The 15,287-nt window shown below is 59.1% G+C and carries 15 protein-coding genes; 12 read left to right on the top strand and 3 right to left on the bottom strand.

Features of this window, described 5'->3' with window-relative positions; all coding sequences use genetic code 11:
- Window positions 1–30: 30 nt before the first annotated feature.
- Window positions 31–1,920 (top strand): sigma-54-dependent Fis family transcriptional regulator, encoded by a 1,890-nt coding sequence (locus BM013_RS09445; protein WP_143098251.1) that lies wholly within the window; start codon window positions 31–33, stop codon window positions 1,918–1,920.
- A gap of 81 nt (window positions 1,921–2,001) precedes the next feature.
- On the opposite strand, the gene BM013_RS09440 is transcribed toward BM013_RS09445, so the two are convergent.
- The 3 genes from BM013_RS09440 to BM013_RS09430 all read right to left on the bottom strand — a co-directional run bounded on the left by BM013_RS09440 (window position 2,002) and on the right by BM013_RS09430 (window position 5,090).
- Window positions 2,002–2,871: an IclR family transcriptional regulator gene (locus tag BM013_RS09440; protein ID WP_093125798.1), complete on the bottom strand. Its 870-nt coding sequence runs from the start codon at window positions 2,869–2,871 to the stop codon at window positions 2,002–2,004.
- Window positions 2,872–2,958: 87 nt separating this feature from the next.
- Window positions 2,959–4,167 (bottom strand): CaiB/BaiF CoA transferase family protein, encoded by a 1,209-nt coding sequence (locus BM013_RS09435; protein ID WP_093125796.1) that lies wholly within the window; start codon window positions 4,165–4,167, stop codon window positions 2,959–2,961.
- On the bottom strand, window positions 4,164–5,090 hold the full coding sequence (locus BM013_RS09430) for an HTD2 family dehydratase (RefSeq protein WP_218153643.1): 927 nt from the start codon (window positions 5,088–5,090) through the stop codon (window positions 4,164–4,166). The genes BM013_RS09435 and BM013_RS09430 overlap by 4 nt, the downstream gene beginning before the upstream one ends.
- A gap of 184 nt (window positions 5,091–5,274) precedes the next feature.
- Here BM013_RS09430 and BM013_RS09425 point away from each other — a divergent pair, with 184 nt between their 5' ends.
- The 11 genes from BM013_RS09425 to tnpB all read left to right on the top strand — a co-directional run bounded on the left by BM013_RS09425 (window position 5,275) and on the right by tnpB (window position 15,270).
- Complete coding sequence (locus BM013_RS09425; RefSeq protein WP_093125791.1) at window positions 5,275–5,700, top strand: VOC family protein; 426 nt, start codon at window positions 5,275–5,277, stop codon at window positions 5,698–5,700.
- Between the two features lie 28 nt (window positions 5,701–5,728).
- On the top strand, window positions 5,729–6,787 hold the full coding sequence (locus BM013_RS09420; RefSeq protein ID WP_093125789.1) for a TRAP transporter substrate-binding protein: 1,059 nt from the start codon (window positions 5,729–5,731) through the stop codon (window positions 6,785–6,787).
- Window positions 6,788–6,931: 144 nt separating this feature from the next.
- Window positions 6,932–8,818 (top strand): TRAP transporter large permease, encoded by a 1,887-nt coding sequence (locus tag BM013_RS09415; RefSeq protein WP_371279911.1) that lies wholly within the window; start codon window positions 6,932–6,934, stop codon window positions 8,816–8,818.
- A gap of 8 nt (window positions 8,819–8,826) precedes the next feature.
- On the top strand, window positions 8,827–9,729 hold the full coding sequence (locus BM013_RS09410; RefSeq protein WP_371279782.1) for an NAD-dependent epimerase/dehydratase family protein: 903 nt from the start codon (window positions 8,827–8,829) through the stop codon (window positions 9,727–9,729).
- A gap of 43 nt (window positions 9,730–9,772) precedes the next feature.
- Entirely contained in the window at window positions 9,773–10,546 is a 774-nt protein-coding gene (locus BM013_RS09405; protein ID WP_093125783.1) for an SDR family NAD(P)-dependent oxidoreductase, read from the top strand.
- Between the two features lie 18 nt (window positions 10,547–10,564).
- The gene (locus tag BM013_RS09400) at window positions 10,565–10,867 is read left to right on the top strand and encodes an antibiotic biosynthesis monooxygenase family protein (protein WP_093125781.1); all 303 of its coding nucleotides are present in this window, start codon (window positions 10,565–10,567) and stop codon (window positions 10,865–10,867) included.
- 1,465 nt (window positions 10,868–12,332) lie between these two features.
- Entirely contained in the window at window positions 12,333–12,773 is a 441-nt protein-coding gene (locus BM013_RS09395; RefSeq protein ID WP_093125779.1) for a helix-turn-helix transcriptional regulator, read from the top strand.
- Between the two features lie 308 nt (window positions 12,774–13,081).
- Window positions 13,082–13,420 carry a type II RES/Xre toxin-antitoxin system antitoxin gene (locus BM013_RS09390; RefSeq protein WP_371279778.1) on the top strand — a complete coding sequence of 113 codons (339 nt, stop codon included), beginning with the start codon at window positions 13,082–13,084 and terminating at the stop codon, window positions 13,418–13,420.
- Between the two features lie 131 nt (window positions 13,421–13,551).
- On the top strand, window positions 13,552–14,349 hold the full coding sequence (locus BM013_RS09385; protein ID WP_093125774.1) for a hypothetical protein: 798 nt from the start codon (window positions 13,552–13,554) through the stop codon (window positions 14,347–14,349).
- A gap of 191 nt (window positions 14,350–14,540) precedes the next feature.
- Window positions 14,541–14,930 (top strand): transposase, encoded by a 390-nt coding sequence (locus tag BM013_RS42190; protein ID WP_093125772.1) that lies wholly within the window; start codon window positions 14,541–14,543, stop codon window positions 14,928–14,930.
- Window position 14,931: 1 nt separating this feature from the next.
- Entirely contained in the window at window positions 14,932–15,270 is a 339-nt protein-coding gene (gene tnpB / locus BM013_RS09375; RefSeq protein ID WP_093125770.1) for an IS66 family insertion sequence element accessory protein TnpB, read from the top strand.
- The last annotated feature ends 17 nt before the right edge of the window (window positions 15,271–15,287 follow it).

The following is a 15,287-nucleotide window of genomic DNA, read 5'->3' as shown; positions in this document are numbered from 1 at the left end:
CTCCAGGCCCCCTGCAGGAGACAACGCGCTGTGGACAAAGCATCCCATTCGAACGTGCTGCGCGCTGCCGCAGTGCTGGCCCCTATCCAGGACGAAGTGATGGAACGTGGGAGCGTTGCCGCGTCGAGAGAACGCTGTGTTTCGCTCCATGGCCTCAACCCGGAAAGGGTGGGTCGCCCTGGTGTTCTCACAGCGGTCGAAATCCAGGACCATCGCGAGCCCATCGCCGATCTTCTGTCGCTGTCGCAGGGCGAAGTTCAACGCCTGTTCGAGCTCCTGGCGGAACAGGACTATGTCGTGATGCTGACCGATCCCCAGGGCGTCGCTCTGGGTTTCCGCTCGACCGAACTGGTTCTGGACGCCTGTAGCAATGCGGGCGTCTTGCCCGGTTCGATCTGGTCGGAGGAGATGCAAGGCACGAACGGAATCGCACTATGCATCCGCGAGCAGAGGGCGCTCTCCGTTGTGATGCAGGATCACTTCGCTTCGAGCCTGGCGAGTGTGAGCTGTACGGTGGCGCCCGTTTTCGGCGCCGGCGGCCAGTTCGCCGCGGCGTTGAATGTCACGACGCTCCGGGCATCCGACCGCGCGACCCAGGCTGTGGTTCGCCAGGTGGTCATTGCGTCGGCGCGACGCATCGAGAACCTCTATTTCGATCGTCGCAATGTGGGACATACGATTCTTCGCGTATCCAGGCATGGCGACTTCTGCGATGCGGCTGTCGAGTCGCGCGTCGCCCTCGATTCATCGGGCAGAGTGCTCGACGCCACGCCGTTGGCGCAGCGCATTCTCCTTCCCGCAGGAGCGCCGTTGATCGGCCGCCCTTTGTCCGATGTCTGCGGAATGGACCAGTGGCAAAAGGCCTTCGATGGCAGGGATCTCGTGCTCCAGCTTGCAAGCGGCCAGCACTTCTTTCGCGTGGAGCAGCCGAGACGGCAGCTTCAGGCCGTGTCGGCGCCGGAGAAGCTCGATCGCACCTTCGACATCAGCCAGCCTGCGGTGGAGGAGATCATTGGAGACGACCCGGCAGTCGGCGAAGCGGTGTCGATGGCGCGCAGGCTCATGGCCCACCAAGTACCGGTGTTCGTGCACGGAGAGACCGGAACAGGAAAGAGCGCCTTGGCGCGCGCATTGCATGTCGATGCAGGCGGCAGGCCCGACAAGTTCGTTGGTATCAACTGTGCCGCGATCAGCGCGGAGTTGATTGAAAGCGAACTGTTTGGCTACCGTCCCGGTGCCTTCACCGGCGCATCCCGACACGGCTCGCGAGGCCGGTTGCTGGAGGCGAACGGCGGCACCTTGTTCCTCGATGAAATCGGCGACATGCCATTCGGATTGCAGACCCGGTTGCTGCAGGTCCTGTCAGATGGTGAGTTCACGCCTGTGGGAGCGACGCGGCCGGTGCAGGTGCGCTTTGCCCTCATCGCGGCCAGCCTGCACGACGTGGCGCAGCTGGTGCGGGAAGGGCGTTTTCGCGAAGATCTCTATTTCAGGCTGGCTGGGGCTACCGTGCGCTTGCCGGCGCTGCGGCAGCGCGACGATCTCGAGCAACTGATAGAGCGAGCCGTGATTGGCGCCGCGCAACGCGTCGGACGGCGGGCTCCCGTGCTGACGGCTGCCGCCGCGAAGGCGCTGCTCGCGCACGATTGGCCCGGAAATTTACGTGAACTCCACCATGCCATGCGATTCGCCGTTGCGATGGACTCGGACGGGAAGATCGATCTGGCCGATCTTCCTCCACCTTTGGGGCAAAGAGGAGTGTCGCGAAACACTCGTCCGTCTGGCAAGCGTGCTGCGATCGAAGCGGTTCTGGAGCGCTGTGGATGGAATGTGTCTGAAGCTGCAATTTCGATGGGCGTGTCGCGCGCAACCCTCCATCGCCACATCCGGGAGTTGGGAATTTCTCGTCCCACCGACTGATACGCCTAGATGTCGAAAAAGCGTGACCGTCGCCGGCTCGGTTTGCAGGAGAAGGCAATTTCGACGGCTGCCTCTGGCAGCTCAGCGACCGTTGGATCGGTCTGAGCGTTTGAGGATGCTTTCCCGTTCGGTGGGATTCAAGCTTTCCGACGAAACCATTCCACCAGCACGCACTGACAGCGTTCGGGCTGCCACGCCTAGTCGTTCGGTCACTTCTGGAATTGACTTCCGCTGAATCTGGTCGATCCGCTCGGCATAGGGCACTGTGAGGGCCGCAATGGCACACCCCTGAGTATCGAGAATAGGATAGCTGATTGCGTAGAGACCGCGGACTTGTACGCTCGGGATCGACTCATAGCCGGTGGCGCGAATCGAATCGAGGATGGTGTCGATCTGCGCGTTGGCCTGCTCAGGCCGCCGCTGCACGGACTCTTCGATGCGGAGCTTGCGAGTTTCCTCGTCCTGGAACGCCAGCAAGACTCGACCGGAAGCCGAGATCAGCACATCGAGTTCTGCACCGGCGCGCACCGCAAAACCCATCCCGCTGGGCGTGTCGACCTTGCAGAGCACCACCTGTTTGCCTTGGCCGTACACCGTGAGATGGCAAGATTGGTCAAGCTCGCTGGCCAGTCTTTGCATGATGGGTGTGGCTTCAAGAAGCAACCGGTGCGTCGGCGGGTTGATGTGCGCGAGCTCGAACAGCTTGGTCGTGATCCCATAGCTGGTCTCGTCGACCAAGGTAACGTAATTTCGATCGACCAGACACGCAACCATGCGGTAGAGCTCGTTCACGCTTCGTCCCAGGCGCTGAGCGATGTCCTTCTGTGTGAGGGGATGCTCGCTACGGCAAAGCGTCTCTAGGATGTCAAGTCCCTTCTCCAGCGCTGGCGCCGAGTACGAACGACTTTCGGCTTCGGACACTGTCGCCACTTCGTTTGCATCATCTTTCATTTGTTTCAGCTCCAACCTTTGTCCACGACAACTTGTATCAACACCGGTGCACCTTCGTGTCGATTCATGCGCATCAATTTTGCGCCATCATTTTGCTGCCTCAGTATGGACCGCGCCGGCAGAAGCAAACATCTCGATCTCGGCCTCGCTGTACCCGATCTCGCGCAAGAGATCACAGGTGTCCGCGCCACGGGGTTGAGCCGGGGGGCGGCGTGGCAGATAGTCGTCCTCAAAGCGAATGGATGATCGGATCGACTTGATCGTGCCTTCGGTCGAGTGCTGCTCCAAGCCGATCAGTCCGACAGCCTCCAGGTGGGGGTCATGCGGGAGTGACTCAAGGGTATGGCATGGCTGGGCTGCAATGTCTGCCGTACGCAAGATGTCCAGCCACTCGGCCGTGGTCTTGGTTGTCAATGCAGCTCCCCGCACTTCGAACCACTCGGCAACATACCGTGCACGCGCCGCCACGGTGGCGAAGCGCGGGTCGTCGATGAACTGTTGTCGCCCAGTCGCCTCTAGGAATGCGCGCACCTGTGGATCAGTGTTGATGGTGAATGCGATCCATCCGTCCGCAGTTTTCACTGGCTTGTTGTGTGGACTGAGCAGGCGCAGATCGCCAGGAGGACCGACGGGTGGGTCAAAGCTCTGTTGAGCCAAATGCTCTTGCAGCACGAACGCGGCCATGGTTTCGAACATCGGCACTTCGACGCTGCATCCTTCGCCAGTTGTCTTGCGTTGGACGAGCGCAGCGAGGATGGCGCCAGCTGCGATTTCACCTGCCACATGATCGCAAATCAGCATCGGGACATAGGCGGGCGCCCCGTCGCGTGCAAGCATCAAGCCAGCCATTCCGGTCACACCCTGCACGACACTGTCGTAAGTGGGAAGCCCAGCGTAGGGTCCATCGGTACCGTAGCCAGTGATGAGGCAGTAAATCTTGTCAGGATGCCGGGCCCGCACCGTTTTGGCGTCAAGTCCCAGCCGCTCGAGAGCCTGTGGGCGCATGTTCGCGACGATGACATCGGCAGATGCGATAAGCCGTTCGATGACCAACCTCGCGCCTTCTTTCTTCAGGTCGAGACAGATATTCCTTTTTCCGCGGTTGAAATGCAGATAGGCGCCAGAATGTTGACCAGTGGGTGACATCCCGCCTAGTCCGCGCATCAGGTCACCCTCGGGGCTTTCGACCTTCACGATCTCGGCGCCGTACTGCCCCAGCCGCCATGTGCAAACGGGACCCACCACAACGCTGGTCAGGTCCAAGACGCGAACGCCCTTCAACGGTTCGAAGCTCATTGCGCGGTTACCTCCATATCTACAGCAAGCCGGTTGCGGTCGTCGTAAGCCCGGAGGCGCCAATGCTCGCCAGCGCGATCTGCCGCTAGGGTGATAGGGCGATTGCAGAACAGCGGTGCGATGTGGCGCGTTTGGAGCGATGCGGGTAGGACGCCAAGATCGCGACGAAGAAACTCTGTGAGCAAAAGCGTTGCAAGACCGCCGTTCACGACGAGATCCGGAAATCCTTCCACATTGCAGGCGTGCTCCCGATCGATGTGGATCTTGTGTGAGTTGAAGCCCAGCGCGGAGTACTGGAACAACAGGGTTTCGTCTGGGACGACCGTCGTCCGACGGTCGGCGACGATCTCGTCTGGCCCAGGTGGATTAGGACGAGAAGAGCTCGCTGCCGGCGGCGCGAGCAACAGGTAAGTTTGAGTCTCGACGAGAGCGGGGTCGTTCAGCTCAGGAAGGCGCAACTCGTGCAAGAGCGTGACTGCAGCCATCGGCCCCGAAGCGGTGGTCTTGTGCGCAACACTCTGCACAGAGCTCGACCTAACGATATCAACACCGACCGGAATGTCGTGGTGAAAGGCCACCGTTCGGCCGCCAAGCATGAGGCGTGGCAGGCCGAGGTCCGGCATCGGTACGCCGAGACCAGGGAAGCCGTCGTTGCGTAGAGCTGAACGCCGCGTATCTGCTCCCATCATGAAGAACTGCCATCCGCGTGGGAGCGGCATCCCGGTCGTTATTTCCTTGAAGTCCTGGTCGAGCATTGCAGCGATGCGTCGCACCGAGGTGGTATTGCAGGTTTCGTCCCTGAGGACGGTTTGGAGGGGAGACGACATGTTCTTTCTGGCGGCAGCCAGATCTCCTTTTTCATCAATGAATTGAAAAACTCTCCTGTGAATTCTAGTTTGCGCTTTGCGAAGAGGTTTGATCAAGAGAAGCGCTAGGTGTTTCCACCTATGAAGTATTGACTTCATATATGAATTTGCTAACGTGTGGGTCAGTTGTTCCGTTCGCGGCCAAAGTCCGCGATCCAGGACCTCAGAAACAGCCTGGGAATGTGCTTTTGTGTGATCCCAAGGTTGGCCTTCCCTTCACCAACTTCTGCAAGGACCCGCCATGAACTTCAAGTTCCATCACATGAACCTGTGCACTGACAGCCTGCCCAGGCTCACCAAGTTCTATCAAACGCTTTTTGATCTGGGGACGATCAATGACGAGGAGCACCGGCGAGTTGACGCCAACAGCGACCGTACTGGCTATAACGGCAAGGTGGACTTCCTCAGCGATGGCGCGATCGAGTTCCATTGGGCCGAGCGCGATCTCAATACCGGCTTCAAGATGAAGCAGATCGTCAATCCGATGGCTCGCGGGCACTTCTGCTTCCGGACTGACGACATCAAAGGTTTCATGCGCAAGTGCGATGAACTCGGAATCCGGTATTCGGACTATGGACGCTGGGCCATAGCCGGCTGGCACCAGGTCTTTCTGCAAGATCCAGACGGCAATGTCATCGAGGTTCACCAGCCCAACGTGTTCGGCTGACCCAATCGACAACAAAAAGGAGACATGCATGACAACGATTCAACTTACGAATGCTTTGCCCGAGCGCGCCGGCGCCACCAAACGCCGAGACGTTCTCCTGCAGATGGCAGGTGTCGCCGCGGCGGCCATGGTGCCCGGAATTTCGATGGCACAAGGTGCCGGCAAGTACAACTTGAAGATCGCCATCTCTATCCCGGAAAGCCATCCGACGGTAGTAGCCCTGAAGGCCGCTAGCGCCGAGATTCTGAAGGAGTCGAATGGTCGGCTGACGCTCGAGGTCTATCCAAGTGGCCAACTTGGTGGAGACACTGACACGGTGTCTCAAGTTCGTTCGGGGGCGATCGACTTCGTCTGCACCGCAGGCACCATCTGGGGCAATCTGGTGCCGGTGACTTCAATCAATACGGTGGCATTCGCATTCCCGGACTACGCGACGGTATGGAGTGCGATGGATGGCGACCTCGGTGCACACATCCGCAGTGCTTTCGACAAGGTCAACCTCGTTCCCGTTGGCAAGGTGTTTGACCATGGGTTCCGTCAGGTGACTCACACGTCCAAGCCGATCGCGACGCCGAAGGATTTGGTTGGGATGAAGATTCGTGTCCCCGCAAGTCCCATCCTGACCTCACTCTTCAAGGGGCTGGGAGCTTCGCCGGCAACCGTTCCGATCGGCGAGCTCTATACGGCATTGCAGACGAAGGTCGTCGATGGTCAAGAGAACGCGCTCCCGACCATTGAATCGACGAAGCTTTACGAAGTGCAAAAGTACTGCTCCGACACCTCGCATGTGTGGGACTGCTTCACCCTCGTGGGCAACAAGCGCAATTGGACCGCATTGCCGGAAGACCTTCGAACCCTCGCGACACGCATCTTCGACGCGCAGGCTATCAAGCAACGCGCTGCGCACGAAGCGTTGAATGCCTCGCTGGAAGTTCAACTGAAGAAGTCAGGAATGGTGTTTAACAAAGTGGATGGCAAGCCCTTCCGCCAGGAGCTTCAGAAGGCTGGCTACTACGCAGAGTGGCAGAAGAAGTTTGGCCCCGAGGCGTGGGCACTGCTTGAAAAGTACAGCGGTAAGCTGGCCTGAGCAGCCTTCCCGGCATCTGATGTTCAAACATCGGTGTTAGCACGTCGCCCGGGGATGACGCCCGGCAACGGCGGGTGCGCATCCGTGCGGCGATGACCGACCTTGAACATTTGCGCCCACAAAATTGGAGACATCGACGTGAGCATCAACGCGCTTTCCGACAACACGCCACTGCCCGAAGCACTGATTCGCAACTCGCCGCCATGGCGGCGAGCGGTTTCATGGGTCGATCAGATTTTGGGCTGGGTGACGGAAGTGCCGGCTGCACTTCTGGTCATCTTGGAGATTAGCATTCTGTTCTCAGGTGTGGTGAGTCGCTACATCCTGCATGCACCAATCACTTGGTCGGATGAATTGGCATCACTGCTGTTCCTATGGCTGGCTATGCTTGGCGCCGTAGTGGCCTTTCGTCGGTCTTCGCACATGCGCATGACTGCCTTGGTAGATCTTGCGTCGCCCGGGGTGCGAGCCTTCCTCGACCTCCTGGCGGTTGTCGCCGCAGCGATGTTCCTGGTGCTCGTTGCTCATTCTTCATACGAGTTTGCAATGGAAGAGGCTATCGTCACGACGCCTTCTCTCGGGATCTCCAACGCATGGCGCGCGACCGCGTTGCCTTGTGGCATAGCGCTGATGGGTATCGCAGCAGCTGTGAAGCTTGCCGAAGTCGCAGACTGGCGCCGCCTCTTGGCCGCTGTGTTGCTGATCGTCGTGGCGGCCGCGGCTCTCTATCTGCTGAGTCCGCTGTTCCAGGACCTGGGAAACTGGAACCTGCTTATCTTCCTTGTGGGAGTTGTGGCGCTACTGGTGCTCGCAGGAGTGCCCATCGCATTTGCTTTCGGCCTGGCCACCTATGGATACATCGCTCTAACGACCTCGAAGCCGACGATTGTTATCGTTGGTCGAATGGATGAGGGCATGTCGCACCTGGTGCTTCTGGCTGTGCCGCTGTTCGTGTTCCTGGGTGTCGTATTAGAACTGACCGGCATGGCCAAAGCGATGGTGAAGTTTCTGGCATCGCTCATTGGTCACGTGCGCGGCGGGCTTTCGTATGTCTTGGTTGGCGGCATGTATCTCGTATCCGGAATCTCCGGTTCCAAGGCTGCCGACATGGCAGCACTCGCACCGGTCCTGTTTCCTGAAATGCGAGCTCGTGGCGAAAAGGAGGGCGAGATGGTCGCGCTTCTGGCGGCGACAGGGGCCCAAACAGAGACGATTCCTCCGAGCATTGTTCTCATCACGATCGGGTCGGTGACTGGAATCTCCATCGCCTCTCTGTTTGCTGGCGGTCTCGTGCCTGCGCTGGTCTTGGCAGTGTTGCTCTGCTTTGTCGTCTGGTGGAGGAACCGCAAGACGAATTCTGGTGCGAAGCGCGCAGGTTGGACGGAGATTCGCCGCGTATTCCCCATCGCATTGCCGGCCCTCGCGCTGCCATTCATCATCCGAGCCGCGGTCATTGAGGGCGTAGCGACCGCCACTGAGGTATCGACGATTGGGATCGCCTACACGATCGTCGCCGGTCTGTTCATTTATCGCGAACTAGATGTCCGAAAGCTGTGGCCGGCACTGGTCGACACCGCCGCCTTGTCGGGCGCGATCCTCTTGATCATCGGTGCGGCGACAGCAATGGCTTGGGCGCTGACGCAATCGGGCTTCTCCAATCAACTCGCACAGGCGATGAAGGTTTTGCCAGGAGGGGCGACGGGTTTCATGGTCGTCTCGATAATTGCGTTCGTCGTGCTGGGGAGCGTTCTCGAAGGTATTCCCGCCATCGTTGTGTTCGGCCCCTTGCTCTTTCCCATCGCCAAGCAGTTTGGTATCAACGAAATCCACTACTCCATGGTCGTGGTCCTCTCGATGGGTATTGGCCTCTTCGCACCTCCTTTTGGTGTCGGGTACTACACCGCCTGCGCTATCAGTCGAGCAAGTCCAAGCGTCGCGATGAAGCCGATCATCGGTTACATCGTCGCGCTACTTGTTGGAACCATCATCGTCGCGGCCTTCCCTTGGTTATCGACTGGGTTTTTAAAGTAGGAATGATCATGACAACGTATTTCGTCACCGGCGCGACTGGTTATATTGGCGGCTCAGTCGTGGCAAGTTTGATCGAAGGGGGGCATGCGGTAAGAGGTCTCGCGCGAAATGAGCGAAACGCCGAACTCCTCGCCCAGCGAGGGGTCGAGCCGGTGCTCGGCGACTTGGACAACCTCGATCTCTTGTACCGTGAGGCCAAAGCGTCTGACGGTGTAATCAATACCGCCAGCGCGGATCATGCGGCTGCCATTGGTGCGCTGATCGACGGATTGCGGGGGGCGGGAAAGCCGCTGCTGCACACCAGCGGCTCCAGTGTCGTGGGCGACGATGCCCGAGGCGCCCGCAATTCAGAAAATATCTATGACGAGGATACGCCTTTCGTTGTCGCACAACTGAAGCAACCACGCCGTGACATCGACCTGACTGTGCTGGCTGCGGCTGAGAAAGGCGTTAGATCCATTGTCATTTGTCCTAGCCTTATCTATGGACGAGGACGTGGGATCCACCAGGACAGCGTACAGATTCCCTTTCTGGCTTCGAACGCGATAGCACAGGGGCATGTTCAAGTCGTTGGCTCGGGCTTGAATGTTTGGTCGAACGTTCACATCGAAGACGTCGTCAGCTTGTACCTGCTCGCAATCCAAAAGTCCGTACCCGGCGCCTTCTATTTCGCCGAGAACGGCGAGGCGTCGTTCGCTGACATTGGAGCTGCCCTTGCAAAGCGGTTGAATCTCTCGGGTGTCCAGTCCCTGCCCGCCGAAATCGCTGCTGAGCGATGGGGCGAGGCGAAGGCGTACTTCTCTCTTGGCAGCAACAGCCGGGTTCGAGGTCACCGTGCGCGACGCGATCTGGGGTGGGCTCCCAAGCACAGGTCAGTGTTGAGCTGGATCGAGCACGAAATGCCTGTCTAGTAGATGCCTGTAATTCATCTCTCCCTCATTTGGACACTATTGCATGTTGCTTAAAGACAAAGTTTGTGTGGTTGCGGGCGCCGCGTCGCTGCGCAGCATCGGCTATGCCGCGGCCGAACTTTTCGCCGAACATGGTGCGAAGGTTGTGGTCGCGGATCTCGCCATGGATGATCAGGTCACTGCAAGCATCAAAGACTCCATCGAGGAGCGCTTGCATCGAACGGTCATCCTCCATGGCTTTCAATGTGACATCAGCAGTCCGGAGGACTGCCAACGACTGGCCACGAACATCGTTTCTTTGCACGGGACCATTGACTGCCTGGTCAACTCTGCTGCGATCGTGAACTCGCGTCCGTTCCTGGAGATCGATTCGAAGAATCTCGACGCGATGTTGAACGTGAACCTGAAGGGTGCATTTCATCTCTGCCAGAGCATGCTGAGTGTATTCGCTGAGCGGAAGTCGGGAACCATCGTGAATGTGGCCTCGGTCGCTGCTCAGAGAGGCGGTGGGCTGGTGGGAGGTGCGCACTACGCGGCCTCAAAAGGCGGCGTAATCAGCTTGACACGATCGATCGCGCGCGAATTCGGACCTTTGGGGATTCGCGCAAACGTTGTCTGTCCCTCGATGACGGAGACTGGGATGTTGGACGGAAACGTTTCGGACTCTATGTTCAAGGATGTGATCGCGCAGATTCCTTTGCGGCGAGCTGCCAAGCCTGCCGAAATTGCAGGTGCTTGCTTGTTCCTGGCATCGGACTTGGCCGGCTACGTCACGGGCGCTACGGTCGACGTGAATGGCGGTAGTCACATTCACTGAATCGAAGGAGTTTGAAACATGATTCTCGAAGTGGCGGACATCCAGATCGAACCCGGTCGGCAAGCCGACTTTGAAGCAGCGGCCCACCATGGTCTGAGCACGGTGTTCCCGAAGGCCAAGGGTTTCCAGGGCTACGAGGTGAGGCAAAGCATCGAGTCATCGGAGCGCTATTTGCTGTTGCTGCGTTGGGATACGCTGGAGGACCACACGGTTGGCTTCCGGCAATCGCCTGGGTTTGCGGAATGGCGGGCCATCGTGGCCTCATATTTTGTAAAGGCGCCGTTCGTTGAGCATTTCAGCCTTTGCTGCGTCGGCGAATGACGTGCTGAATGGCCGCTGTCGGCATCATTGTGAGTGCCGATCACGAGGAAATGCGATGCTGCCTCCAATGAAGCGACAAGAGGTTCAACGACAAGGACATCCGAGGGTTCTTCCGCTCGTCGCTGCAGAGCGGACGTTGTGCGTATTTCACGATCATGGGCGCTGGCTTCAGCGTGATCGTGGGGGCGTTTCAGGCTGATCATGGACGATCAGCGACGTGCGCGAGTGTGGTGTCTATCGTATCGCAGTCGTCCATGATGACGGTAGAGCGTCGAGACGTTGCCCACGCTGGCGCGTCAGCGCCGGGGGGGGCAACGCGGCGCCGCAGGCGGGTTTTGTGTTTACTCAGAGCAATTGATCACCGAGGCAGGCTAGTAGGGCGCATCTGCGTTGAATGCTCGCTCAGAACAAGCAGGTCACCAAGGTTTCCACCAGCGCCGCTGTCGATGCTCGAGCGGCCGTAGGTCCAGGGTGTCGTAGTCAGGATGCGGCGCACCGGCGCGTCGCCGCAATTCCGCTTCCAGTTGATGAGCGACGCCACGGGGCGTGCAGATCACCTTGCAGCGCTCGTCGGCGCCATTCAACGGCCCGCGTGCCCAATTCGTCGTCGGGCAGCGTCTCTGTTTGGATCATGGTGCTGATTTTGACGGGCAGAGGCCAGGTCGCAGCGAAGGGGCGTTCATCGATCCAATGGGTTTTGCGCCGAAGACCTCATCAAGCGTCGTGGTGAGCTTGACGGTACCGAGGGCGGATAGTGCAGGGCGCTGGATGAATGTGTGCTTCGTAACCTGCTCGCGAGGTGCTCTCAGGTCCCGGCCTCAGTCGTCGTCGCACATGCCGTCGCCAGCGTCGCAGATCGCGCAATCTGGTCCGCCATTTGTTCGTTCCAAGGTTTCCAATCGCGGTTGAGGGGAGCGAAAAGGAGTCATCCTGCGGGCATCCCCAGCAAAGCTGGTGCCGGCGAACATCCAGTGCAAGTGTTCCATACTGGTCTTTTCCCGCGAGGGAGGTAAGTCTGCACATTCTCGTTATGCCGGTGCATCCCCCATTCGAGGGATACCGGCATATGCACACGTCCTACTTGGACGGAGCTCAAATCCCGCCCGTAGCCACGTTGCGCAGCTTTGGAGCCCGAGCCATAGGCCATCAATCGACTGCTCGCGTGGACGAGCCAGTAAATGAAGGCGGCATACCGAGCAATTGAGCTCCTTGGTCTGGCAGGCTGTGTTGGGGACAGCGGTTGCACGAAACAAGACGAAAAGTATCGTTTCACAGAACTCCTGCACGGACTTCACTCTGACTTCACTTGGGTCACGCACACTGACTCTCGACAGTGGTTCGGCGCTGGTAGAGGCCAGGGAGAAAAAATCCGCTCAGGGAATCGCCTCGATGCCGACCGCTGTCGCTTTTCATGCTCAGGCTCGCAGAAAGCATCAGCGCTGCAATGGGACGGCACAATGCGTCCATGCCAAACATCGCCTCGATCCTCAAAGCCGAGATCTCCCGCGTTGCTCGCAAAGAAGTGCGCGCCGAGATCGAAACGCTCAAGAAGGCATCCGTCACGCATCGCGCGTCGATTGCCGAGCTACGTCGCCAAGTGAATGCGCTCGAGAAGGAACTGCGCCGTGTTGCGAAGGGAGCGACGCGCCCCGCCACGGTGCCCGATTCGGACCATGAAGCAGCAACGGGGACGAAGCGCCGATTCAGCGCAATCAGGTTGGCGGCACATCGCGCAAAGCTTGGACTATCCGCGGCGAGTTATGGGCAGTTGGTTGGCGTGTCCGGGCAGACGATCTACCACTGGGAACAGGGCAAGGCACGTCCGCGGGCGGCGCAACTCGAAAGTCTTGCGGCAGTGCGAGACCTCGGTGCACGCGAAGTTGCGGAGCGCCTAAGCGCGCAATAGCGCAGAGCCGCAACAAGAGTAAGACGGCAGGATTCGAACCTACGCACTCCAGAATCTCTTTGGTAGACATCATTTTCGCCTCAGGGACTTGGTCGCTGCGCCACATCAGAACCGCGCGGACGCTTCGATCACTGGTGCTGCACAGTCTCCACCGTCGTGGCCAGTCGCCCGGCTTAAGGCCATTGCGACTCTCGCCGCTGCTAGACGCCATCACTCAATGAGTCAATTGAGAGAGAGGGCCAACCCGTAATTCGATTCGAACCTGAAACCTAGTCCCTAACGGATATACGAGTGACAGACCCGAACGGTTGACTGATGAAATGGGCGTCTCGAAAGACAAACTGCTCGTCATTCTTGGCCTGCCGCGCGCGACCATTCAGCGAAAGGTCAAGAAAAATCAGCCTTTGTCGGCCGAAGAATCGTCCAGAGTGCTGGGAATCGGTCGCCTCATCGGGCAAACACAGGCCATGGTCGAAACATCCGGAACTCCCGATGGCTTTGATGCGGCTACCTGGGTTGCTCAGTGGCTCGATCAGCCCTTATCCGCTCTCGGTGGGCAACGACCTGCGGCACTGATGGACACTGCAGAGGGCCAAGCGATCGTATCGAACATGCTCTCCCGTACCCAGAGTGGCGCCTACGCATGAGCTTTCATTCTGAATCGTCAGTCAAGCGCGGACATTGGCGATGTCCGCATTGCAGCGGTTACCGACGTCCCACGGCCTGGCGCGAATGGGTACTATCGGCCAGAATTCACAAAAGCTACGCTGGGGTGAGGATGACAACATCGCCGTGGACTTACGTCATCGGTCCGTTTGTGGGCGCTTTTTTGGCCTTTGGGTTGGCACGTATGTACGACGCCAACCGCCGCTTCAACGAACGCCTTGCTGCTGGCAATCTGGCACTCCTTACGCTGAAGAACCAGTTCAACGACTTTACCCTGTTCCGCCTTGGCTTCGCGGAGGACTGCAGGCGCATCACGCTGACTGGCGACGAACCCATTTGGGCACTCGTACGCCCAAATTTCATGCGTTATGGCGACTACGAATTCGACTACAAAGAGGTTGCTTTCCTGTTCGAAAGCGGTGCTCGCCCATCAGCGTTCGACGACATCGAACTGGCGCAAATGGCGCATCACGATCTGATCAAGATGGACGAGCATCGAACCGCGACTGCGCGGGAAACGCAGCGACTGGTCGCGAAGGAAGCCAAAGTCGGTGAAGGGCTCGATGGGGTTGAGAAGATCATTGGAAAAGCAATGGTGGTCGAGCTGGAGATGCTTGCCTCCGGCCTTGCCTTGAGGGCTGCGGACAACGAACAGGTTTACTTGAAGGCATTCAGGTCGCTTCGCAGTGCGCTTCGCGAGCACATCATGCAGACTTGGCGCTATCGTGTTGGCTACCTCTGGAGGATGCGGCACGACGCAACTGTGGAAGACATGCTTATGCAGTTGCGGCCAAGGCTCGAACTAGGTTTCAATGCTGACGAATTGCCGCCGCTCCCGGACAAGCTGCAAGCAGCGGTGAACGAAGCCCTAGCTGCCCGCAAAGCATACAAAGCTAGAGCGAAGACCTAACAGTCGTTCATTCAATCGTTCTTGACTGAGTACGAGGCACTTGCGCTGCGGCTATAGCGCCGCCTGTTCGGATACCGACCCCAAGAACCTTCGTTGGTACATGAGAGTCGTAAGCGACCAGCCTCTCCACCTTGAGAACTGAAGCCAAGCCGAAGACCATGCTGTCCATCTAAGTTAGCTGGACATCATCAATGGAAGTCAATCCGAAGCAACGGCGCCGTCACAGCGCAGAGTTCAAGGCGCAAGTTCTCGCCGCCTGCGCAGCGCCAGGAGCATCGGTTGCAGCGGTTGCGCTGTCATTCCAGCTAAACGACAACCTCGTGCATCAATGGCGTCGCGGACGTGGGGCGAGTCCAGCTCCACCGGCAACGTCGACGACCGTTGCCGAGTCGGCACCGCAGTTCATCTCTCTGTCGTTGCCCCCGCTGCCGCCGCCCTCGGCGCCAGCGATCGTTACGGGTGCTGCTGTTGCGGCCGAGGAGATCCGTCTTGAGTTCAAGCGCGGCGCGATCGGTGTGAGCGTGACGTGGCCCGTCTCAGCCGCTGCAGACTGTGCAGAGCGTGGCTTCGCGAGGTGCTGAGTTGATCCGCATCGATGCTCTGTGGCTGTGCACGAAGCCCGTGGACATGCGCTCGGGCGCCGAGCGGCTGCTTGCGCACGTGGTGCACGCGCTGGGAGGCGCGAACGCCCACCACAGCTACATGTTTGCCAATGCGCGGGCCACGCGCATCAAGATGCTTGTGCACGACGGCTTCGGCGTGTGGTGTGCTGCGAGAAGATTGAACGTCGGTCGCTTCGCATGGCCACGCGAGCTCGACACGGCGAAGCCGATCGCGCTGACGCAAGCGCAGTTCGATGCGCTCGTGGTCGGGCTGCCTTGGCAGCGGCTACCCGAGATGGGCGCGATCACGCGGCTCTAGAGCAGAGCTCGAGAGGC

It is taken from the genome of Variovorax sp. OK605, from assembly GCF_900115445.1.
In the GTDB taxonomy this organism is placed as follows: Bacteria; Pseudomonadota; Gammaproteobacteria; order Burkholderiales; family Burkholderiaceae_C; genus Variovorax.
Note: the sequence above shows the minus strand (reverse complement) of the source record. Positions and strands in the feature narration are given on the sequence as shown.

Bases quoted from the DNA above. Each gene is read 5' to 3' on its own strand.
- BM013_RS09440 (WP_093125798.1), bottom strand. From the start codon at position 2,871: ATGAAAGATGATGCAAACGAAGTGGCGACAGTGTCCGAAGCCGAAAGT.
- BM013_RS09425 (WP_093125791.1), top strand. From the start codon at position 5,275: ATGAACTTCAAGTTCCATCACATGAACCTGTGCACTGACAGCCTGCCC.
- BM013_RS42190 (WP_093125772.1), top strand. From the start codon at position 14,541: ATGGAAGTCAATCCGAAGCAACGGCGCCGTCACAGCGCAGAGTTCAAG.
- BM013_RS09420 (WP_093125789.1), top strand. From the start codon at position 5,729: ATGACAACGATTCAACTTACGAATGCTTTGCCCGAGCGCGCCGGCGCC.
- BM013_RS09435 (WP_093125796.1), bottom strand. From the start codon at position 4,167: ATGAGCTTCGAACCGTTGAAGGGCGTTCGCGTCTTGGACCTGACCAGC.
- BM013_RS09400 (WP_093125781.1), top strand. From the start codon at position 10,565: ATGATTCTCGAAGTGGCGGACATCCAGATCGAACCCGGTCGGCAAGCC.
- BM013_RS09395 (WP_093125779.1), top strand. From the start codon at position 12,333: ATGCCAAACATCGCCTCGATCCTCAAAGCCGAGATCTCCCGCGTTGCT.
- BM013_RS09405 (WP_093125783.1), top strand. From the start codon at position 9,773: ATGTTGCTTAAAGACAAAGTTTGTGTGGTTGCGGGCGCCGCGTCGCTG.
- BM013_RS09385 (WP_093125774.1), top strand. From the start codon at position 13,552: ATGACAACATCGCCGTGGACTTACGTCATCGGTCCGTTTGTGGGCGCT.
- BM013_RS09410 (WP_371279782.1), top strand. From the start codon at position 8,827: ATGACAACGTATTTCGTCACCGGCGCGACTGGTTATATTGGCGGCTCA.